16 protein-coding genes are annotated in these 22,046 nt (G+C 33.4%); 2 read left to right on the top strand and 14 right to left on the bottom strand.

Features of this window, described 5'->3' with window-relative positions:
* Window positions 1–8: 8 nt before the first annotated feature.
* The 9 genes from HMPREF2597_RS11415 to HMPREF2597_RS11455 form a co-directional block, all read right to left on the bottom strand.
* Window positions 9–2,762, bottom strand: a complete 2,754-nt coding sequence (locus HMPREF2597_RS11415; RefSeq protein ID WP_012990902.1) for a condensation domain-containing protein — start codon at window positions 2,760–2,762, stop codon at window positions 9–11.
* A 5-nt stretch (window positions 2,763–2,767) separates the two neighbouring features.
* Window positions 2,768–3,460: a VOC family protein gene (locus HMPREF2597_RS11420; RefSeq protein WP_002478460.1), complete on the bottom strand. Its 693-nt coding sequence runs from the start codon at window positions 3,458–3,460 to the stop codon at window positions 2,768–2,770.
* 2 nt (window positions 3,461–3,462) lie between these two features.
* Window positions 3,463–5,571, bottom strand: a complete 2,109-nt coding sequence (locus tag HMPREF2597_RS11425; protein WP_012990905.1) for a bifunctional Gfo/Idh/MocA family oxidoreductase/class I SAM-dependent methyltransferase — start codon at window positions 5,569–5,571, stop codon at window positions 3,463–3,465.
* A 2-nt stretch (window positions 5,572–5,573) separates the two neighbouring features.
* A complete protein-coding gene (locus HMPREF2597_RS11430) occupies window positions 5,574–11,597 on the bottom strand; it encodes a non-ribosomal peptide synthetase (protein WP_014533331.1) in 6,024 nt (2,007 codons plus the stop codon).
* A gap of 28 nt (window positions 11,598–11,625) precedes the next feature.
* Window positions 11,626–13,209, bottom strand: coding sequence for a (2,3-dihydroxybenzoyl)adenylate synthase (locus tag HMPREF2597_RS11435; RefSeq protein ID WP_002478463.1), 1,584 nt, complete (start codon window positions 13,207–13,209; stop codon window positions 11,626–11,628).
* Window positions 13,206–13,871, bottom strand: coding sequence for a 4'-phosphopantetheinyl transferase family protein (locus tag HMPREF2597_RS11440; protein ID WP_002491926.1), 666 nt, complete (start codon window positions 13,869–13,871; stop codon window positions 13,206–13,208). Before HMPREF2597_RS11440 ends, HMPREF2597_RS11435 begins: the two co-directional genes overlap by 4 nt.
* Window positions 13,872–13,893: 22 nt before the next feature.
* Window positions 13,894–14,625: a thioesterase II family protein gene (locus tag HMPREF2597_RS11445; protein WP_002478465.1), complete on the bottom strand. Its 732-nt coding sequence runs from the start codon at window positions 14,623–14,625 to the stop codon at window positions 13,894–13,896.
* Window positions 14,626–14,864: 239 nt separating this feature from the next.
* The gene (locus HMPREF2597_RS11450) at window positions 14,865–15,224 is read right to left on the bottom strand and encodes a HesB/IscA family protein (protein WP_037540859.1); all 360 of its coding nucleotides are present in this window, start codon (window positions 15,222–15,224) and stop codon (window positions 14,865–14,867) included.
* 12 nt (window positions 15,225–15,236) lie between these two features.
* Window positions 15,237–15,473, bottom strand: a complete 237-nt coding sequence (locus tag HMPREF2597_RS11455) for a YuzB family protein (RefSeq protein ID WP_002459576.1) — start codon at window positions 15,471–15,473, stop codon at window positions 15,237–15,239.
* A gap of 324 nt (window positions 15,474–15,797) precedes the next feature.
* Between HMPREF2597_RS11455 and HMPREF2597_RS11460 the strand changes: the two genes are divergently transcribed.
* Window positions 15,798–16,862 (top strand): NAD(P)/FAD-dependent oxidoreductase, encoded by a 1,065-nt coding sequence (locus tag HMPREF2597_RS11460; RefSeq protein WP_002492328.1) that lies wholly within the window; start codon window positions 15,798–15,800, stop codon window positions 16,860–16,862.
* 172 nt (window positions 16,863–17,034) lie between these two features.
* On the opposite strand, the gene HMPREF2597_RS11465 is transcribed toward HMPREF2597_RS11460, so the two are convergent.
* Window positions 17,035–17,361 (bottom strand): YuzD family protein, encoded by a 327-nt coding sequence (locus HMPREF2597_RS11465; RefSeq protein ID WP_002459578.1) that lies wholly within the window; start codon window positions 17,359–17,361, stop codon window positions 17,035–17,037.
* A gap of 103 nt (window positions 17,362–17,464) precedes the next feature.
* Between HMPREF2597_RS11465 and HMPREF2597_RS11470 the strand changes: the two genes are divergently transcribed.
* On the top strand, window positions 17,465–17,707 hold the full coding sequence (locus HMPREF2597_RS11470) for a NifU family protein (protein ID WP_002433501.1): 243 nt from the start codon (window positions 17,465–17,467) through the stop codon (window positions 17,705–17,707).
* 224 nt (window positions 17,708–17,931) lie between these two features.
* Here HMPREF2597_RS11470 and dltD read toward each other — a convergent pair whose 3' ends face one another.
* Genes dltD through dltA form a run of 4 tightly spaced genes read right to left on the bottom strand, consistent with a single transcriptional unit; the run spans window position 17,932 to window position 22,039 of the window.
* Window positions 17,932–19,122: a D-alanyl-lipoteichoic acid biosynthesis protein DltD gene (gene dltD / locus HMPREF2597_RS11475; protein WP_002478468.1), complete on the bottom strand. Its 1,191-nt coding sequence runs from the start codon at window positions 19,120–19,122 to the stop codon at window positions 17,932–17,934.
* Window positions 19,119–19,355, bottom strand: a complete 237-nt coding sequence (dltC, locus tag HMPREF2597_RS11480) for a D-alanine--poly(phosphoribitol) ligase subunit 2 (protein ID WP_002459580.1) — start codon at window positions 19,353–19,355, stop codon at window positions 19,119–19,121. Before dltC ends, dltD begins: the two co-directional genes overlap by 4 nt.
* Before the next feature lie 15 nt (window positions 19,356–19,370).
* Complete coding sequence (gene dltB / locus HMPREF2597_RS11485) at window positions 19,371–20,585, bottom strand: D-alanyl-lipoteichoic acid biosynthesis protein DltB (RefSeq protein ID WP_002459581.1); 1,215 nt, start codon at window positions 20,583–20,585, stop codon at window positions 19,371–19,373.
* Window positions 20,582–22,039 carry a D-alanine--poly(phosphoribitol) ligase subunit DltA gene (gene dltA / locus HMPREF2597_RS11490; RefSeq protein ID WP_002459582.1) on the bottom strand — a complete coding sequence of 486 codons (1,458 nt, stop codon included), beginning with the start codon at window positions 22,037–22,039 and terminating at the stop codon, window positions 20,582–20,584. Before dltA ends, dltB begins: the two co-directional genes overlap by 4 nt.
* Window positions 22,040–22,046 lie beyond the last annotated feature (7 nt).

Raw genomic sequence — 22,046 nt, forward strand, 5'->3', positions numbered from 1 at the left:
CTCCTTTACTAATGAGCTATTAAATTTGCTATTGCTGTGGCATTATCTTTATCTTCTACGCAATCGTAATGATTACCTGGAATATTTTTTTGTTCAAAATTACCTATGCAATATTGTTCCCATTGATCATTATCTTGTGCTGGCAATAAAGAACTATTTTCTTTTTGTTGCGCATTTAAATACGTAACATCCCCAATGTAAGTCGTGGGCACCATATGTGCGGATTCCCAACTTGCCATTTGAACTTGATAAGAAGACATTAAAAATGCTTCATTAATAGTTTCTCCATTTGTTTCCTCTATTACATTCGCATAAATCTTAAATCGTTCATCAAATGTTTTGCGTTCAAAAAAATGTTTTAATTGTGTAACTAATTGATCTGATTCCCCATATTTATTTTCCAGGAAATCTAATAAATGATATTGTTTGTCTTGTTCTATGTTGCTATACATTTCTTTAATACTCTGAGTTAATTTATTGTATTCAATATCAGGAATGACATCAGAGATTGTTATAAAATGATTTTGTATATATGCCATTTCTGACACGATGTCATCTATTTGAGATATAGGTGATATCGATGTATCAATTAACGTCACATGTTCTACGTCAATGCCTTGTAGTGTTAAAATATTAGCAGTTTCTAACGCCACCAATCCGCCCGAACAATATCCTACAAGATGAATCGATTCATAATCCGTTTCACTAATCATTTCAGCATAGGATTCACTAATTTTTTTAACAAGATTTTGACGATTGATATGACAATATTGCTCTTGATTGTTAATGGTAATTCCTGCCAATGCATCGCGATCAATAGCTTTTAAATCATCGATTAAATAACGCAAACAATTCATCGTTCCTAAACCAGCATGAAATAGTATTTTTAGTGTCGTACCTTCCTTTTTAAAGAATGTCAACTTCCCGATTGATTGATTACTTTCCGACTCCTTCACATTTTCTACTTCAGCAATTTTGGTATTAATTGCATTGAATAGCATATTAATCGTGGGTTCGGCTAATAATTTTCGTAATAAACCATCAAAATTGATGGTTTCATAATCATGTGCTTTACACGATTCAACCACTTGAGTAGAAAGTCGTGCTAATACTAGTGAATCCGCACCAAAGTTATAAAAATTGTCATCATAAGATAGTGAATTGACTTGTAATATCGACTGACAATGGTCGATGATTTCTTGCTTTAAAGATTCGGGTACTAAATCTGCTTGAACATCAGATGTTTTATTATCTATTTGTTTGACGTCTTGCTGTTGTGACATGATTTGCTGATACGCACTTGTTTTTCTTTCAGTGTCATACCAAAAGCTAAGTGTCTTAGTTAAACTTTCACTAGTTGTATAATTCATGAGCATGTGTTCTAAATCCATAATAAACCTATTGATAAATGCTTCTTTAAAAATACCTTGTCTCGTATCAATATTAACGTTTAACTTACCGTTAATTTCCATGATTTGACAATCCATAAACACTTGTGGCGATTGACTTAAGCCTTCATCCCCAATTTTCAAATGCTCAAAGTGCATATCTCCAGTCCCTAATGAACTTGTAAAAACAATAGGATACAGACGATTTGAATTTGTTTTTCTAATCTCTCTAATTAAATCAACACCGGTAAAAGTGTTATGCTGTAAGTCCTCTAATAGTGTAGCTTGAATCTTTGAAGCGTTTTCCAAAAACGAACTATTTTCATCAACATTGATTGATAATAAGTTCGTAGAGGTGAAATCACCGACAATATGATCAATATCTTTATATGTTTCATTACGGTTCATCGTCGTTAAATTGACTACAAATGTCTGTTGATCGATCCACTTATTGACAACACAAGCAAATGCGGTTAGTACAAATGTATTTGGCGTTAATCCATGCTGTTGTGCAAATGTTTTTAAATTTAACCATGACTGACGATTGACTACAAATGAATTTCTTACAAATAAATCTTTGGCATTATCAATAGTAATTGGTAATTGTGGATATTGTCCTAAATGTGGCAACTTATTTAACCAATATTGCTGATCAACCAAATATTTAGAGCTTGCCTTAGTTAATTCGCTTTGCATATATATATCTTTTAGCTCGTAGTCTTGAGATGTATCAATAACGTCATTTTCATTAAAATAGGCACTTTCAAACGATTTAAGTAATATCCAAATACTTGTCCAATCTAAAATTAAAAAATCAAACGATAGGTGCAGTATGGATTGCTCATGTCGTTGCGTAATACCTATATCAAATAATGGCCATGTTGCTGGATCATATTGTTTATCTTGAAGTTGTTCTCGTATTAAATGACTGTCACCATTTTCATTATTTACTAATAATTTATAATCTAAGTCACCTGACAATATCGTTTGTGTCTCCCATGAGTCAATAATCGTCCTCAAAGCTTGATGTTTCTTTATGAGTTTATTCCATAATTGATTAGCTCGCTCTATGTCTAATTTAGGAAATTTGACTTCAAAATAGACATGACTTGATACATCTCCAAATTTGCTTTGTTGCCCTATTAGATAGGCACTTTGAATGTCTTTTAAGAGAAAGCGTGTTGCACTTTGATAATAATTAACGTCACTATGTTTTAATAAAAGCTTTAAAATATCCTGTTTGTTTTGCTTCAAAAATGCTAATATTTTTTCATTTATTTTTGCATTTTTACTTTTATAATGTAATTGACCGTCTTTCGTCCACAGCGTTATACCTTGCTTATATAACTCAATGAGTTGCTGCTCTAAATTCACCTTTATCACATCCTTTCTAAGGTAATTTTATTAGATAATTGATACGTTTCATTTTGATTATTTTTCAAAATAACTTTATCAATTTCTGTAATATTTCCTTGTTTTAATTGAAGTTTGTCATCATGACAAACCAATTGGCACATCAATTGATAATCTTGTGGTTGACACACGAAGATAACCTTATCAATTTCTGTGAATTGATTCGAATGAATTGTACTTGAAGGCCTCTGTGGCGTACTATAATCTGAAACCACAAACGGTAATGTTACAGGTAGAATTGGATAATAACTAAATGCTATCTTTTCGTTTTTTAAATTTTTTCTATACCACGTAATCACCTTTCTCCCTTTGATTTCAAATTGATTTAATATTGTTTTGTTTTTTGAAAAGTGCGCAATAGACCTTAAGCTAGCTTTTTGAGCTTCAATGGCAAAATCTATAAATCCTTGCTGACTACAACACCATTTTTTCCATCGCGCTTTCATTGCACGGCCATAAATACATCTAAAAATATAAGCAAATGGCATTAATGTGCGATTCATTTCTATAAGTTCAATATAGGGACCCTCATTGAACCAAATAAATGCATTTTTAGATTTTTCACCGCCTCTTTCAATTTCAAACCCTAGCTGTTTGAACGCTTCCATCGCTTGTGCAAGATTTTTCACTTTATATTGTAAGTGGCCAATTTTATACATAATTACCTCTTTTCTAAAATAAATAATGCTTGCTTAAATGATGCTAATTCATCGCTTTGTTGTGGTTTTTTATCTAATAGTTTAAATCCCGTCTGATTAAATAGTTCATACCATTCATCTAGCGTGAGAAAGGTTGTATTTTTACTTTTTCTAATATCAGTTGGCTCGGTCATCATAAATGCTTGAGAAATTAACATAGGTGCCGATTCACCATAAGCTTCACCGATGATAAGTTTGCCTCCTTTAGTTAAAATCTGATGCACAGACTTAAGTAATCTGTTCAAGTTCTTCGCGTTATTAATAACACCCACTGCGATCACAATGTCTATAGGCTGATAAGCATTTAATTTGCTATGATGAAGGTTATCTATATTTAGAAGTTGATATCGCATAAAGGTTTTATCAACAAATTGTTTTTTTGCCAACGAGATAAAATACTGCGAAATATCCGTAAAGAGATACGACCCCGTAAATATCTGCCCGATTTGTTTCAAAATGCACGTCGTAGTTGCACCTGTACCAGCGCCTAATTCTAATATATTGAGCCTTCTATGTTCTGCGCATGTTTGAACGTATAAAGCAATTTGTGTGTTAATATAGCGTGCAATCGCTGTATGGCGATACAACGCATTGGCAATGTCAATATCTCCATGTTCAAATAAAATTAAATTAACTGGTTTATCTCCTCTAACGATAGCTTCAATATGCTCAAAGTGTGCTTTAAAATATTGGAAGATTTTCTTTGGCATAATAGATGTTATCCATTGCTGCTCAAGATGATTCCATTCATGTTGCACGTTATCTTTAGTAAGCGTTTGATAATCAAAAATATATGCATTATCCATAGTTTTAATTACATAAAAATGATCTACTAAATAATTCAACCATCTGCTCATAATGTCTTTATTGTTAGGATGTACTTCTAATCTTTCAAATATGTCATCTAACATATAAGACTGTTTCTTATCTAAATACTTACCTAATACATAAAGCATGGTGAGCGCACATACACGTTCTAATCTATGCAGTTGACCACTTATATCATCATCAGACGCAATGTCATATTTGAACTGACTGACATCAAAGTACGCATAAAAATCATTTTTTGTCTTTTGTGGATAACCAAATGCTTGCATAAGTTTTTTCCAAGCCATGGCATGATTGATGTGGCTCTGTGCCTTGGAATTAAAGCATTTTTTACTGTAATATTCTTGGTTTAAATATAAATTTATTTCTTCAAAAATCATCCGAGTCCAAAGTTCTGTAAATATTAATTGCTGTGTTTGTTCATAGCTTGAATATATCGTTTCTATGTTATTTTTTTGCATGCCAAGTGGTGGATGATCTTTTAATTTATAAGGCAACAAGTGTTCTTTTGGAAAATGAATATATTCTCTCCACTGCACATTACCGTGCGGATCGGTTAATGCTAGTTCGCCACCTTGAAATCCTATTTTTATATTGAATAACTGTCGCATAAATTGGTCAATATCATCACGAACTTCATTGTACGCACTTAAATTTAATTGAATACCATTTAAATTAGTCGAAAGTAAATGATACGGTCCATCATTATTTAATTTTTCAGGGAGGGGTTCATTTACAAACGCTGGTAATAATTTACATAGTATTTCTGCCACTGGATAAGATAACTGTGTTGCAAATTCGAAATTGATATATTTAACATCTTGTTCCTTTTTTATGATTTGATAATTTTCGATAAAATTTTGTACTGATGGCAATCTACTATATAAATTGCAAATTGCAAAATAACGTTGATTTTTTCGAGCGACCCCATATAACTCCGCATATTCCCTCTCAGAAATAGGTTGTTCAAATATGACATCTATCCCTTTTTGTAATAGCTTTTTGGCAATAATATTGCCTTGACCACCTTGAACTTCTGATTTAATTGCTACACATGCAAAATCAATATGACTCGGAATCTCATCGATATGCGTATATAAATTTAACTGATAAAATTCAGCACAGTCGACAGAGCGTTGACTACCATTTGCTAACAACCCACAAATATTTATATCATCATGTTTACGTATCGCCTCTATATAAAATTGACCAAATCTACTGCCACATATAATACAATTTTTCATATTTACAACACCCCTTCATCACGATTAATATGTTGTGAGCCTTCTATTTTAGCTGCAATATCAGCGACAGTAGGATTTGTAAATATAAAGGATAGTTCGAGTTCAACGTTAAATTGGTTTCTAATTTTATTGGCAAGTTCTATCGCTTTAAGAGAATCACCACCAATTTCAAAAAATCTGCTATTACTGTTAGAAACCTCTTGTTTAACAATATCCGTTAAAATATCTTTAACATCGTCTATGAAACTACTTACTTCGAGTTGATTATCATTTTCTAAAACGGAATCTATTTTTGTAAAATAAGTATCTTCATATCTATCACTTACGTTTAATTCATGATTTAGAACATTTTTATTATGCGCAATCTCAAGTATCATCTTAATAAAATAATCAAACATTTTATCAAGGTTGTCTGTACCTATGCGGTGATCTACACTATCCCAATAAATGTCTAAACCACCATCTCGTTCAATCACTTGATTGTCTAACCAAACCTGAGGCGTTTGACTAATATTGTAAACAATTTCTCCTAGTAAGTTTTGGCTATTAAGTGCATGTATACCTAGACCACTTGTAAATACAAACGGCATGAGTATATAGTCATTAATTTCACAATATTTTCTTAAATCTCGTTGAAATTCAACACCGGAATACAGATGATGTTCTAAATCTTTGACGAGCTGTTTCTGAACATATTTAAAGCGATCTAACAATGTTGTGCTGCCATAATGTTTAATTTCTAATAAAGTTAATGTAGTGAAATCACCTATGACATGTTCAATATTAGGATGTACTGGCAACCTATTAAATTGCGTAATATTAAGTGAAAAATTATCGTTATGACTGACTTTCCTAATCGCTTCAGCATATATACCGATCAAGAGTGAGGTTGGCGTCAACTCTATGCCTTTAGCTATTTCTTTTAACTTTTGCCAACTTTGTTTATCAACATGATATGTTCTTCTTGTAAACTGATTTGCATCATCATTTGATACAGCCATTGTTGGTATTTCTGGTGCTGTTAAAAAGTGTCCGACTCGTTTTAACCAATAGTCTCTATCTTTGGTGTATTGCTCTGTTTGTTTAAGTTGATTTAGGTAGCATACATAATCTCTAAAGTTTAACGCTGTAAGTTGTTGGCTTATATCTTTGTTAAGATACAGCTGATTCCATTGACTTAGCAATGTAAACATACTCCAACCATCAAAGATCAAATTGTCGAAACTAATATGCAGTCTAACTTCTCTGTCAGATAAAATAGATACTTCAATATTAAAAATGGGCCATTGATTGATATCTAATACTTGATGAGACAATCTATTTCTAATTTCCAACAACGAACTTTGTTGCTGTTGTGAATTTTTATTTTCAAGATGGTTCGTTTTAAATTTATAATATGGCACTTCGCTTAATATTTGCTGTAAGCCATCATCAGTAATTATTGCTCGCATCATGCCGTGGCTATGGATTAGCTTGTTCCATGCTCTTTCTAGTCGTTCTAATTCAATATTCGTAGCATTAATTTCGAAATAGCAATGCGTCGATACATTATGGTGGCTTAATTCTTTTTTCCTGCCTATGAAGTAAGAATATTGAACATCAGTTAAGGAAAACGGTTCATTTTCTTTTGCTGGATTAGTTTGAAATTCGATGGTTTCATCTGTATGCACTTGGTTCTTATTCTTCTCAACTTGTGCAGCCTGCGCTTTGATTGTTGTGTTTTCCATGGCATCTTTAATAGTAAAATTTATATGAAATGCGGTTTCTATTTCTTTAGCTATATGTGTAGCAATTAGTGAATCGCCACCAATGTTATAAAAATTTGAATCGCTGTTAATAGTGTAATCGTTAAACTCTGCACGCCATATATTTAGTATCTTTTGTTCCATATGAGTTAAGTTGTTAGCTTTAACGCTGGAATCACTGTTTCTTTGTTTACGAGCTAACTGACTTAATTTTTTCTGATCAATTTTACCATTTTTATTTAATGGAAATACATTTAAGAAATAAATATGCGCTGGAATCATATAATTCGGTATAACATGCGTCAGTTGAGATGTAATATATTCAGATGTTATATCAGTTGGAGAAATGCAATAAATATTAGCATAAACCCTATCATTACCAACTTGTTGTATACGCTGACAATCAAAGTTATTTTCAGTAAACATGTTTTGCCAATCTCGTCTAGTTAATTTCCCCTTATAATCACCAATATAAGCATTTAATATATCAACCGTAATTTGTTCAATAAATAAACTTAGATTAGGTTCAACAATAATTATATGTCCATCTGGTTTCAACTTAGATTTAAGTTTCATCAACTGCTGTTGTATATTAAAACTTCTATGAAGCGCGTTAACAGCAATAATCACATCATAATGGTGATCTTTTAGCTGCTCAAAGTCGTTTTTTACTTCGATTCCAATGTCATGATCAATATACTCCCGATTTAATAATTTTGATTCATCTAAATAATGGTAATCTTTGCCTTTATGATTGATTTGATGCACAAGGTCACTGCTTAATGCGCTGTTTCTTGTCTCAAACTCTAAGACATTTATCGATTGATTGTTTAATTCTTGGATAGTTTTGAACAAATAGTCTTGTATCGCCATATTCCAAGGCATTAGTTCTGCAAGTTTAGATGGTGCTAACTCTGGTTCTTGCTGATAGAACAGCTCAATAGGATTCAGTTCTCCAGTAATCAGTTTAGGTAAATATTTTTCTAATTTATTTAAAAATTTGATGATGGATTTGTTTTCATCAGGGTATTGATAAGCATTATCTACTTTAGATGTACGCTTGTATTTGCCATCTTGTTCATTAATATAGCCTTTAGCTATAAGTCTATTTAGCCATTTGTTCACTATAGACTCGTACTTTTTATGAACGTTTAATGTTGTTAAAATAGTCTCAAACGAACGATAATTTAAGCTATCTAATGCATTTAAATTCTCAAACATTTTCATTAATACGTGATAGATCATGTTATTCATTCTAGATAATGTTTGAGGTATATCTTTAATACCATTTTCATCATTTAAGATGGTTGTATGACTTTTAGGAATAATAAATGCTGAAAGTGCATTATTAGTTTTAATAACCTTCACTTTACTAATGTCTATAGCGTTTGAGATTGCTTTTTCAATTTCACCGATTTCAATTCTATGCCCTTTGATTTTTACTTGATTATCAATTCTACCTAAAAATTCAATCGTGCCATCATTCCAAATACGACCTTGGTCACCTGTTCGATACCACTTAACATGATTGTTATCATAGTAGAATTTTTCTTCAGTTAGCTGTTGGTCACCAATATAACCTTTAGCCACGCCAAGTCCACCAATATGTAATTCTCCAACTACATTATTAGGGCATACTCTATCAAATTTATCTACTACTTTATACATTTGCCCTTTGAGTGCTGTTCCATATGGTATCGAAATCCAGTCAATAGGAAGTTGATGTGGAACATCGATATGGTTAGACCAAATGGATGCTTCCGTTGCACCACCCATCGCAACGACTAAACTATCTGACATTGAACGTTCGTAAAACCGCTGTGGCAAGTTTAAATCTATCCAATCTCCTGACAGTAATACTTTACTTAAAGGAAGATGTTCATTTTTACCTTCTGCCATGGTAACAAGCATATCAAACAGAATAGGCACAGAATCCCAAACTGTCACATTATATTTATGAATGATTTCTAGCCATTTATTAGCATCTTTAAAATTCTCTTCGGTTGTGAGGATTAGCGTGCCACCTGCATCTAATATCCCAAATATGTCGTAAACAGATAAATCAAAGTCTATTGATGACACCATCAATAATGTATCTTCATTGGTGATATGATACTTACAATTAATATCAAGTATTGTATTCATTGCATTATTATGGGTAATTTCAACACCCTTAGGTACACCTGTTGAACCCGACGTCATAATGACATATGCAGAGCTATTCGCACTAACAGACTTAATCTTGCAATCTTTTGGCTTTGTAGTTAAATTAACATCAATCATTTTTTTATGACTACTTCTTAATGAACATGACTCAATATATTTGGTATTGCTAATAATGACATCTATCCCTACCTGCTTATAAATCTTGTCTCTCCGATCACTAGGTTGCTGAATACCAATCGGTACATAAGCAGCGCCGGCAAATAACACACCGAGAATTGACACCACTTGGTCGATTCCTCTAGGTAATGTAATCCCCACATAATCATGGGGCTTAACGCCAATATCTTCTAACATCTGTTTAACGGACATGGCTTTGTCAAATAATTCACCGTAAGTCATACGTTTACCATCATCTGAAGCTATTAATGCAATATTGTCTGGTGTCTGCTGATAATTTCGCACGAAACCTTCATATAGCATTGCATTAGGTTGTTTCAAGTCTGATAGCTGTATGTCTTCCACATATTCGCTTAATATGTCGTTCGTCTTATTCCAATTATCAACATCTGTTAATGATGCGAGCAAACGACGATAGTCATCTAACATCGCATCAACCGTTGTATCTGTTAGCAAATCATCCACCTTGTCCCAGCATAAATGCAAGTCGCCTTTAACAAGATAAGATTGAAAATCTAACCACACGCCTGGTGTTTGAGAAACCATATACGATATTTCTCCAAATGTTTGTCTTGTCTCATCGTTTTCAAGTTCATAATCAATATTACATGCGAATACGACTGGGGCGATATTTATACTTTCTCCATATTTTTTTGAAACATCACGTTGTACTTGTACACCGCTATAATCAGAATGGGATACATTCTCAATAAACGTTTGCTTTACTCTTTGTAACGTATTCGCAAAGCGTTCATTTTTATGAGGTATATGTTCAACTAATAACAGATTTGTAAAATCTGCTACTATATGCGTTACATCTTTTGTATCACTTTCTCTATTAAACAACGGAATATTGACATAAAAGCCTTCTTGATTGCTCCATTTCTCTAGTGTCAACATATAGCATGTAAGTAAAACAATAGATGGCGTTGTGTCAAATCGCTTTGCGTTCTCTTTAATTTTTTCCCATACCTTATTTTCAATTATTCTTTTATGTCTTGATACTTTTACCTGTTCTACCAATTCTGGCTTTTTTAAAATGGGTAATTGAATAGGATTCAACTGCAATTCATCTATTTTGTGTGACCAAAATGTTTTATCTTGTTCTACTTGTTCATCATCTATCTGCTTTTGTTCCAAATATGTCTTAAACGTGATTTGTTCTTCACTTACAGTATGACCATGATATAAATGCGCTAATTGTTTTATGATCATACTGATACTTAAAACATCTGCTACCAATAAATCGATATTTAAACTTATTTGCACCTTTTGCTGTGGCAATATAAAAGCAGTTAAGCTTGCCACTTCTCCACGATAAACATCTAATTTTTTGTGGGATAGTTCTGTTCTATATTTTGCTAATTCCACTGATAGTTGCGTTTCATCTAAGTTATCTAATTCGATTATATCGATGCGTTTTTTGATTGGTTCTTTCAGAAATTGTTGTTGATGGTTATCAATAAATCGGCAGCGTAACATAGGGTGAATACGTTGTAGCTCATTCCATGCTTGATTTAATTTTTCTATATCCACTTGATGCCCTATAATTTCAAAGTATGCATGACAGCCAACGCCACCCAACACTTGATCCTGTTCTCTACCAATTAAATACGCACTTTGTACATCTGTTAATGGAAATGGCTGATAGTTATCAACCGCTTCTATTGAATGATGAACAGTACTTTTTTTCTTTTTAAATTTACTGTTGTCAACAAGTAACATCCACTGGCTAAATGTAGGTTTTTCTATTAATTGAGAAAATTTTATCCTTAAACCTTCTCGTCGCAATTTACTGACTAATGCCATGATATCTATTGAATGAACGCCTAAATTAATAAGATTTTCGTGCGCATCAATGTGTGTAAGATTTGTTTTTTCAGTTAACCAAGACTTAATAAGCTGTTTTATTTTATCTTTCGAAAAAAGCACTTCCATTACTATAAACCTCCATGTCTTATTTAACTCATTCTTTTAATCTATTAACATCAATTTTCCCAAATGTAGTTAAAGGCCATACGGGTACTTTTTTTATTAAATCGGGCAATTTAAAATTTGCTATACCTTGTTGTTGTAGATAATTTCTCAGTTCATTAAGATTGATATTTGTATCCTCTTTAATGCAGACACAAATTTTCTCACCTACAACCTCATCTGGTACTCCTATTACTTTGACTTCGTCAACATTAGGATGGCCTAAAATGACATCTTCTAATTCATTAGGTAAAATTTTCTCACCTGATTTATTAATCATCTCTTTGATACGCCCAACAACTTTAAAGTTTCCATCAGGTTGTTGCTTCACTTTATCTCCTGTCATAAAATACATGTCATCATCTACACATTTTATGTGTGGCGCATGTTCATAGTTATATATTGTATAGGGGCCTCTGACGTAAAGCTCGCCATATTCACCTTGCTGCACTTCTTTTCCACTATCATCTAATATTTTAATTTCGTCATATTCAGAAATAGGTGTCCCTTGTGTGTGATAAGTGACTTCATTGCCATCTTGCTTATCAGTCATACAAATTAATCCTTCTGCAATACCGTATACTTGTTGTAATTTACACTCAAATTGTTCTTCAATTTTTTGCGCAGTAAATGAATCTAATAATGCACCTCCCACCTGAATTAATTTGAGAGAACTGATATCATCTTCATCGTTATCTTTTTGATAGTCAAGACACATTTTCGCCAATGATGGTACAAGCGCTAAATGAGTAATATCTTGTTCATCTATCAACGGGAAAATTTCATCAGGGCTCGTAACACTACAAATCACTATTGTGCCACCGACCGCTAATGTTCCAATGATTCCTGGACAACCTAAAGGAAAATTATGTGCGATAGGCAAAGCAACTAAGTAAGTCGAATGTTCATCTAAGCCACATCTTTGTGCACATTGTTTGGCAACATAAATATAGTCACAATGTCTACGAGGTATAAGTTTAGGTATACCTGTCGTACCGCCTGAAAGTAACAATAATGCAGTATTATTATAAGATGGCTTGATTAATTCCTCTGAATAGCGATAGTCATAATCATTACGATTTACGGAATAAAAATTTTTATATTGCTTGGAATTTCCAAGAATATATTGATTAATCTGACAACCTAGTTCACCTTCTATTTCATTAATCAGCTGTGAATATGAAAAGCCTAAATACTTATCTTTAGCTATATATGCTACCGCACCAGACGCTTCCAAAACACCTTTGATCTCAACTTTTCGATGTGTCGCTAAAGCTAATACAGGTATCGCTCCTATTTTAAATAATGCGAATAAGACGAAAATAAATTCGAAGCAGTTTGGTAACTGGATTAACACTTTATCGTCCGGTTTAATGCCATCCTGATAAAATTTATACGCAAAATGATTTATCTCGTCATACATTTCTTGATATGTAAATTCAAACTCACGATCTATAAGTGCAATCTTTTCTGGGTACTGTCTTACTTTTTCTTGGATAAATTCATCTAGTGTTTGATGATCCCAAACTTGTTCATCATAAAATATTTCTAGTTGTTCTCTCTTTGTCCTTTTCATTTTGGAACCTCCATCATTGAAATACCTAAAATAAATTTTGAATCTATATCTTCCATTCTCACAATGGATTTTGTTGTATCTTTATTGTTGTATATTATAAAATGATTGCCTGAACGTTTTTGAACTTCTACATAATCCAATCCTTCCATCAAACCTGTACCAATACATTTTAAATATGCTTCCTTGGCAACCCAACACTGAAAGAAATGATACGGATTATCGCTAATATATAACGCTTCGTGCACATTAAAATAACAGTCAATAATATCTTTGAAGTCAATTTGTCTTGTTATATTTTCAACATCTACACCAATATCAACCATTGAAAACGCAACCACACAGCAACCTTCAGTATGCGAAATATTAAAGCGAATATTATAAGCATTTTCTATATAAGGCTTTTTGTAGCTTGTGTATTGATAGACCAAGTCAGTTAACTCACACGTCAATAGATATTGATAAAACAAATTCACAAGTGCATGACTATAAATATAATTCACTTTGTCGCTTTTTCTTTTTAAATTTTTTAGTTTAGCAAGCTGTGATTTTGTTAAAAAACTGGATTGATTACCGCACTTGTTAACTCTGTCAGTCCTACCAATAACAATCACCGAATAACCATTTAACAAATGTTGCATGATGCGTTGTGATAAATTGTGCATGTTATCATTTAGCTCATATATTTTATATTTCATTTAAATATGCCTTTATCTTATTGATGGCTTCTTCGGAATTACCGTTAATAAACATATGTCCACCCTCTACATATTCCCATCTAAATGATTTGGTTGTGTATTGCTCCCATTCTAGTAACTCTTCTAGCGTCATTTGTTCATCTGAGGTACCCATCAACGCCAAAATAGGACTATCTAAGGGTTCTTTATTCATATCTTGGTATTCTTCATCAATGACAAAGTCGGCTCTTAGCATCGGTAAAAACATTTTGATTAAATTATCATTTTCTAATACTTCTTTTGGTGTACCACCATAGTCTTGCAAGCCCTGTTTAAAACCTGCATCATCAAGATGATATATAGGATCAGGTTCTTTAAAACACGGTGCTCTACCCGCCGAAATAATCACTGCCTTAGGATTATTTAAACCGCTATGTTTAATTTTTAATGCAAGTTCATAAACAATTTTAGTTCCCATACTATGGCCAAATAAATAATAGTCTTGTTCAAAATTAAATGTTTGGACTAATTCATCATAAATTTCTTGAACTAACTCACTAATTTCGGAAATGGGCGTTTCGCTAAACCGACTTTCTCTGCCTGGATAAAGCACTCGCATCACATTGGTTGCCGGAAAATAATCACTCCAATGTCGATAAATATTCGCCCCCCCACCTGCGAAGGGAAATAATATCAACGCTTCATCTCTATCTTTTTCATGATTTATTAGATAATTTGCCAAATACCTTTTTCCTCCTATAGTTATTTTATGATTTAAAATGATATTTACACTTTTATCTTACATTAATTGATAATGATTATCAATGTCGATTGATATTTAACGCAAAATTTATTGTTTCCCAAAAAATTCTATATAATTTTTATTTTTTATACTCTTTTTTGGGAAAACAAAAAAACCCTATGAGAGACTCATAAGGTTTTCTAACATATTTAATTCAATTTATATTTAACTACACGTGATTAACATTCTTCTGGTGTACCTGAAACTTTGGCTGTTTTAAATGAACTGCCACAGCCACAAGATGCAATCGCATTAGGATTATCGATTTGGAAACCACCACCCATGAGTGACTGTTTAAAATCGATTGTTGTCCCTTTTAACACCGGCGCATCATCTTTATCTACGAGTACTTTTAAACCATAGAACTCTAACACTTCGTCGTTATCCCCTGCTGTTTCTTCTGCAGACATACCATACGTTAAACCAGTACATCCACCACCATTAACTTTAATTTTTAAATAACCGTCTTCCATATCATTACTTTTCAACATATCTTTGACTTCATAAGCAGCAGCTTCTGTTAAAGTTACAGTACTCATCATCATGACCTCCTAAAAAATCCATGTTTCTTCTATATGTTTATATATATTATTTAATAACTCAGTTGGCGTTTCACCTTCAACAATATCACCATTAACCAATGCATACAACCCGGATGAACAGATACCACAATTTTGTAGACAACCATATTCTAACACATCGACATCAGGGTCCTCTTCAAGTTGATCGTATACATATTGTCCACCACGTGCCATATTGGAAATACAAAATTCCACGATTGGATTCATAGTACACCCTCTCAATCATTTTAGTCATATTATTATAGCAAATATACTTTCTATATGCATACGGCCAGCTCATTATCTTGATTTTTATATGCACTCCAATAAAACGTTTACAATATGATTGTGCCCAGTCGTAAATTTGTTTGTAGTCATCAAAAAAACAAGATATAATAAGCACATAAATAAAAATACTTCAATTTTTTGGGGAAATTGATGTTTTGTTATCGTAAATGCAGTTTACACAGTTTTTCACTCAATTAATATAACATCAGTTTAAGAAAATATGAGTGATGTGTGACAATGATTTCATATCAAAGGGGTATATTTATGAAAAATTTAGTATTACTAGGTGGCGGCTACGGTAATATGCGTATTATGTCGCACATTTTACCAAATGCATTACCGGCTGACTATACATTAACGTTAGTCGACCGCATGCCTTATCATGGCCTTAAGCCAGAATTTTATGCATTGGCAGCCGGCACAAAGTCTGATACAGATGTTCGCATGAATTTTCCAGAATCAGAGCGGATTAATACCATTTATGGGGAAATTACAGATATTAACTTAGATGACCAAATCATTTCGGTCGGTCAAACAAAAGTCGATTACGATGAATTAGTGATTGGACTTGGCTGTGAAGATAAATATCATAATGTTCCCGGCGCTGACGACTATACGTATAGTATCCAAACATTATCTAAAGCTCGTGAAACATTTCATAAAATCAGCGAACTGCCTGCTGGTTCCAAAGTTGGTATCGTTGGTGCAGGCTTAAGCGGGATTGAGTTAGCAAGCGAATTGAGAGAAAGTCGAAAAGACATTCAGATTATCTTATATGACCGTGGAGAACGTATTTTAAGAAATTTCCCGGAAAAACTAAGCAATTATATTGCAACTTGGTTCAAAAAGCACGATGTAACGGTGGTACCAAATTCGACAATTGATGGTGTTGAACCCGGTAAAATATATAACAATGGACAGCCTGAAGACGTCGACTTAGTAGTATGGACGGCTGGTATCCAACCTGTTGAGATTGTCAGAAATTTACCGATAGATATTAATCGCAGTGGTCGCGTGATTGTAAATCAATATCATCAAATTCCTACATATACGAATGTATTTGTAGTTGGTGACTGTGCAGATTTACCTCACGCACCAAGTGCACAACTTGCAGAACTTCAAGGCGATCAAATAGCCGATGTCTTAAAAAAACAATGGGCAAACGAAGCGCTTCCAGATAAAATGCCAGAATTAAAAGTACAAGGTTTCCTTGGTTCTTTAGGTGAAAAGCAAGGTTTCGCCTATATCATGGATCGTACCGTGACCGGACGTCTTGCTGCTATTTTAAAATCAGGTGTCTTATGGCTCTACAAATACCATAATGGTTAATAAAATTATTCAATATAAAGTCTTGGACATCATTATATTTTAGGTTACGAACTCTATATTGACAGTAATTGACAGGATTGAAAAAACTTGGTATCAGCGTATTTTCAATCCTGTCAACCTTGCGGGAGCGAGACTACGGATTCATAATGAATGCTGTCCCGCTCCCTACATATTATTTTGTATCCATAATATGATTATCTACAAAATTTGTGACTTGTTTTGTTTGTATATAGCCATCAGCTACATACGCATCATTCATCGTCACAAGAGGATAAAATAATTCATCCTCTTGCAATTGTTCAATAAATTGCACATCATGATCCGTTAAATTTTCTGTTTGGTGTTCAAAATCGATATATGTGAATTGAAAGTCAATTTGCGGATATTTTCTTTTTAATAATGGTTGTAACCATTCATACGTATTTTTAGATGTTGGCGCATTGACACAACTTGCGCATACCACATCTGCCCCATAAACGACAACACTCACCTTTGTCATATAAAAAATCCCCCGTTGAGTTGATAGATTTTTCTTTCACTATCCATTATAATAGAATAACAATCTAAATATGAAGTAATATACTTGAAAGGAGTCATCTCTCATGCCAACTGAGAATGCAACAATGTTTGATCAAGTAGCTGAAGTTATTGAACGTTTACGCCCGTTTCTCTTACGTGATGGCGGCGACTGTACATTAGTCGATGTAGAAGACGGTATTGTTAAATTACAACTACATGGTGCTTGCGGCACTTGCCCAAGTTCAACAATTACATTAAAAGCAGGTATTGAACGAGCATTACATGAAGAAGTTCCAGGTGTAATTGAAGTGGAACAAGTATTCTAGATATCTATAATATATATATATCACTAGAGCCCCTACGCGCTCTAGTTTTTTCATTTGTAGTCACAGAGATAAAATGTATAACATTCAAGAACCAAAATACTGAGATATAAATCTCTAAAAAATGACAATATGGAACATAAATCCCAAAATAAATAGCACAAAGACGATTTGAAATTAAAAACCGTCTTTGTGCTATTGTTATATTCAATACATCTTACTTATATTTATTGATGATCTTGATCATCGTGATGCGGTTTATGTGGTGCTTTGTAAGGTGCTCTCATATGCTTGTCGATTTGTCTATCCATGTCGACCCAGCCTTTCCATCCTATATGAACGGCATCAGTAATGTAATGTTTCGCATATTCTTTGTCCGTCATATCATACAATTGACCACCATTATTAATTACTGTTTCACGAATTTTGTTGTAAACAGGTTGACGACGTTCATGTGGAATACCGATATGATCGTACCATTTTCCATTGGCAGGGATGCTGACGTATTGAACATCTGCACCTGCTTCACGCATCGTATCTACAAGTAATTTTAAGTCGTTAAATTCTGGAGAATTAATATTAAACTCCCAATCACGTCTTACTTTACGTCTATTTTCCTTAATTAGTTTCCAATATTCATCTTTAATGCCATATTTATTGGATTTCGAATGATCGATTGCAATTTTTGTCGCTTTGCGATTCATCTCGTTCCAAGAAGCATTCGGTGATGTCACTGGTTCAACATGTGACAACGGTGATTTGTCGAAACCAAAGTATAATTTGATTGCTTCAATCTTTTTGATTTGCTCACCTTTGAATTGAGAAATATAATTGCCATGATCTTGATCTGGGTGTTTTGCTAGTTGTTTTAAAAATGCTTTATTTTTAGCATGCTTAAATTGTAATAACCGTTTCGCGTAGCGTTGTTTCAACTCAGCTGGCATTTTAGATTGCTTGAACAATTGATCGATTTGGTTCGCAGACATACGTCCATCATAGTTCTTATTTGTTAAACCATGATCAGTGAACCATTGCGGTGAAATAATTAAACTAATTTTTTTACCTTTTAGTTGATCGTATTGTGCTGCTAACTCAACAGCGTTAATCAAGTCTGTTGAACCACCCGTTCCAAGTAAATATGCAGGTTTAGTCCCTTTACGACCATTAAGTGCAATACCTGGATTAAATGGATCTTCTTTGTTGAGTTCACTTGAACCATAAATTGGGTAATAATCGTTTGATTTAAATAATTTGTTTTGAATGAGCGTACCTTTAAGCACTTGATCCGTTGAAGCAAGTCTATTATTTGCCAGTGTTTTATTTGTCACCAATCCCGTAAACCAGCTTGACGGCATTAAGACAAAGATGATAAATATCACACCGCTAATTAAAATCGGTAAAAACGGTTTTAATTTCATCGTAATTCTTCTAATGCTTCCACAATTTTATTTGGTGTCGCCCACTCATCACGATCAAAATCCATAATTGAAACTTCAATACCTAATTTGTTTTGAATTTCTAATAACAGTCCTACAGTTTGGAATGAATCAATAATCCCCTCTTCGAAAATTTCTACATCAGGGTTTTCTTTGACGATATCATTTTCAGCAACTTCAGCTAATACATCTAATACTTGTTCTTTAAATTCCATAATTAATTACTCCTTTTATATCAGTTTTCCTGAGAAAATTAAAAATCCAAATGCTACAAAATGGAAAGTGATAACAATGCTTAAGGCAGTTGTAAATCCATTTTGCCAACGTGCAGGATGTTTCTTGCGCCAGCGTTCATAATAGCCGTAACCAATAAACATTAAACCATGATAGATACCATAGACGATATAGAATAATTCTAAACCGTGCCAGACACCCATGATAAAGAAGTTTAGGAAAAAGGCTACATTAGACATGGCAAATTGACTTTTTAATAATTTTTTCTTTGACATGTAGAACAGTGCACGCATGTAAATGCAATCTCTAAACCAGAATGATAGCGACATATGCCATCTATTCCAGAAGTCTTTTATATTTTTAGCTTTAAATGGTTGTTTAAAGTTTGGCGGTGTCATAATGCCATAGATATAGCTGACTGCTACCGCAAATAAACTGTAACCAGCAAAGTCAAAGAACAGATAGAAACTATACGCATACATATACAGCCATTTATGCGTAAATCCATGTAAATCCATCATCAATGGATTAATCGCATAGAATTGAATTAAATGCGCAATAATGTATTTATATAGGAACCCTAACATTATCATATGAATCGCTTTTAAAATCAACTCACGATATTGCTCACCTGTTGGAATCTTCTTATCATCTTTCACGTAACGTTTGTAACGGTCGATTGGACCAGATGATACCGTTGGGAAGAATGAAATAAATTGCATTAACTTGCCAACTTTTATTTCTTTAATCGAGCCATCTCGAATTTCCATAATTAATTGAACACTTTTAAAAGTTACATAAGAAATACCTAAGAACCCTACAAATTCAATTAATTTATGTTCATGGAAATGAATTTGATGACCACCTAGCCAAGAGCTTTGCAATATTTTAACCACTGCTAATGGCAAGATAGACAGAACCATAATTACAGTAAATTTTGCAAATGTATTATTTTTCTGTCTCGATTTAAAGTAAAACATAATCAGCGCTGTTTGATAAATTAAATACACAATAAAACATATTAACTGGACGCTAATATATTTCGTACCAAAGAAATGATACTTATCTGAAGCAAAGATAATGACAATCATAATGGCTGTACTAATGCCGTTGTATATATAACTACGCTTACCTAAAAATCCGAGTATAATCACTGGTAAGAGTACAATAAATGCAATTAAAAAGAACGTAAACGTACCATATGGAATCATCCGTTTACAACCTCCGCAATAGCTTTACGATCTAATTTACCATTTGAAGTAAGTGGTAAATGATCCATCCAAACGAATTTTCTCGGTATCATATACTCGGGTAAACGAGATTTCAATTCGGATTTCAATGCGTGAGTCATAGCCATATCATCTTCAACGTGTTGCGTTGGAACAACAGCACCAATTAAGTGAACAACTTTATCATTGCGGTATACTGGCACTACAACAGCTTCTCTCACTCGATCAGATTGGCGTAATTGTGCTTCAATCTCTTCAAGTTCCATACGGTAACCATTCATTTTAATTTGGAAATCAATACGTCCTTGAATGAACCATAGGCCGTTGTCTTCTTTGGCTTTATCCCCTGTATAATAATGGCGAATGCCATCATCATATTTAAATGCAGCATCTGTTTTAGCTTTATTTTTTAAATAACCTAGGCTCACGCTGTTACCTTTAATAACAAGTTCGTCTTCATCAGTTATAGATAACGTCGTACCTGGACGTGCAACACCTACTGGAAGTGGATTATATTGCGCTAATACATCAGGTGTGATTTGAATACTTGTAACAGCTACAGTTGCTTCAGTCGGACCATATGTGTTGTAAATCACAGCGTGTGGATATCTATCAACTAAAGCCTTAGCTGTTCTATGTGCCAAAATTTCACCACAGAAGAAGAAATGATTTAAGCTTGGGTAATCATTTTCATTCAATGTCGGCAATAATAAGCACATTTCAATAAATGATGGTGTAGATACCCAAGTGTTAATTGGTGTAGCCACTAACATGTCATTTAATAACTTAGGCTTTTTAATCATATCTTTATCTACAAGATTTAGTGTGCCACCAGATGTTAAACATGGATAGATTGCCATCACTGATAAATCAAATGAAAATGGTGCTTGGTTTAACCATTCTTGGCCACCATCTTCTTGATGTAACGATACCATCCATTCAGCAAATTCAATCAAGCTTGCGTATTGAATTTGAACACCTTTAGGCTCACCAGTTGAACCGGAAGTAAAGATAGTATATACCGTATCTGTTTCAGTCATTTGACTATCGAATACGATTGGATTGTTTGATTCTTTGACATCTTGAGTCGTAATCGTCTTCGCCCCATCATATGTTAATGGTTCATCAACGGTATTAAAGATGAACTGTGGTTCAACTTTATCAATAATCATGTTTACACGTTCAGCTGGCACCGATGTATCAATCGGAACGTAGCCGCAACCTGCTTTGATAGCACCAAGCATACCAACAATCATGTACGGAGACATATGGCCGTATAAAATCATTGGTTGTTGACTGCCTTGTAATTGATGTGCTAGTTTACTTGATTCCTCAAGTAATTCCTTATAAGTTAATTCGTCATTCATATGTCTTACAGCAACTTGATTCGGCTGCGCTTGCTCAATATCGATTAATTTAGAAATGATATCGTTCATATGTTAT

Origin of the sequence: Staphylococcus sp. HMSC063A07 (assembly GCF_001836955.1) — a bacterium.
Taxonomy (GTDB): domain Bacteria; phylum Bacillota; class Bacilli; order Staphylococcales; family Staphylococcaceae; genus Staphylococcus; species Staphylococcus lugdunensis.

What these genes read in the sequence shown, in the direction of transcription:
- dltB (WP_002459581.1), bottom strand. Translation starts at nt 20,585, where the DNA reads ATGATTCCATATGGTACGTTTACGTTCTTTTTAATTGCATTTATTGTA.
- dltC (WP_002459580.1), bottom strand. Translation starts at nt 19,355, where the DNA reads ATGGAATTTAAAGAACAAGTATTAGATGTATTAGCTGAAGTTGCTGAA.
- dltD (WP_002478468.1), bottom strand. Translation starts at nt 19,122, where the DNA reads ATGAAATTAAAACCGTTTTTACCGATTTTAATTAGCGGTGTGATATTT.
- HMPREF2597_RS11470 (WP_002433501.1), top strand. Translation starts at nt 17,465, where the DNA reads ATGCCAACTGAGAATGCAACAATGTTTGATCAAGTAGCTGAAGTTATT.
- HMPREF2597_RS11435 (WP_002478463.1), bottom strand. Translation starts at nt 13,209, where the DNA reads ATGAAAAGGACAAAGAGAGAACAACTAGAAATATTTTATGATGAACAA.
- HMPREF2597_RS11460 (WP_002492328.1), top strand. Translation starts at nt 15,798, where the DNA reads ATGAAAAATTTAGTATTACTAGGTGGCGGCTACGGTAATATGCGTATT.
- HMPREF2597_RS11465 (WP_002459578.1), bottom strand. Translation starts at nt 17,361, where the DNA reads ATGACAAAGGTGAGTGTTGTCGTTTATGGGGCAGATGTGGTATGCGCA.
- dltA (WP_002459582.1), bottom strand. Translation starts at nt 22,039, where the DNA reads ATGAACGATATCATTTCTAAATTAATCGATATTGAGCAAGCGCAGCCG.
- HMPREF2597_RS11420 (WP_002478460.1), bottom strand. Translation starts at nt 3,460, where the DNA reads ATGTATAAAATTGGCCACTTACAATATAAAGTGAAAAATCTTGCACAA.
- HMPREF2597_RS11455 (WP_002459576.1), bottom strand. Translation starts at nt 15,473, where the DNA reads ATGAATCCAATCGTGGAATTTTGTATTTCCAATATGGCACGTGGTGGA.
- HMPREF2597_RS11425 (WP_012990905.1), bottom strand. Translation starts at nt 5,571, where the DNA reads ATGAAAAATTGTATTATATGTGGCAGTAGATTTGGTCAATTTTATATA.
- HMPREF2597_RS11430 (WP_014533331.1), bottom strand. Translation starts at nt 11,597, where the DNA reads ATGGAAGTGCTTTTTTCGAAAGATAAAATAAAACAGCTTATTAAGTCT.
- HMPREF2597_RS11450 (WP_037540859.1), bottom strand. Translation starts at nt 15,224, where the DNA reads ATGAGTACTGTAACTTTAACAGAAGCTGCTGCTTATGAAGTCAAAGAT.
- HMPREF2597_RS11440 (WP_002491926.1), bottom strand. Translation starts at nt 13,871, where the DNA reads ATGCACAATTTATCACAACGCATCATGCAACATTTGTTAAATGGTTAT.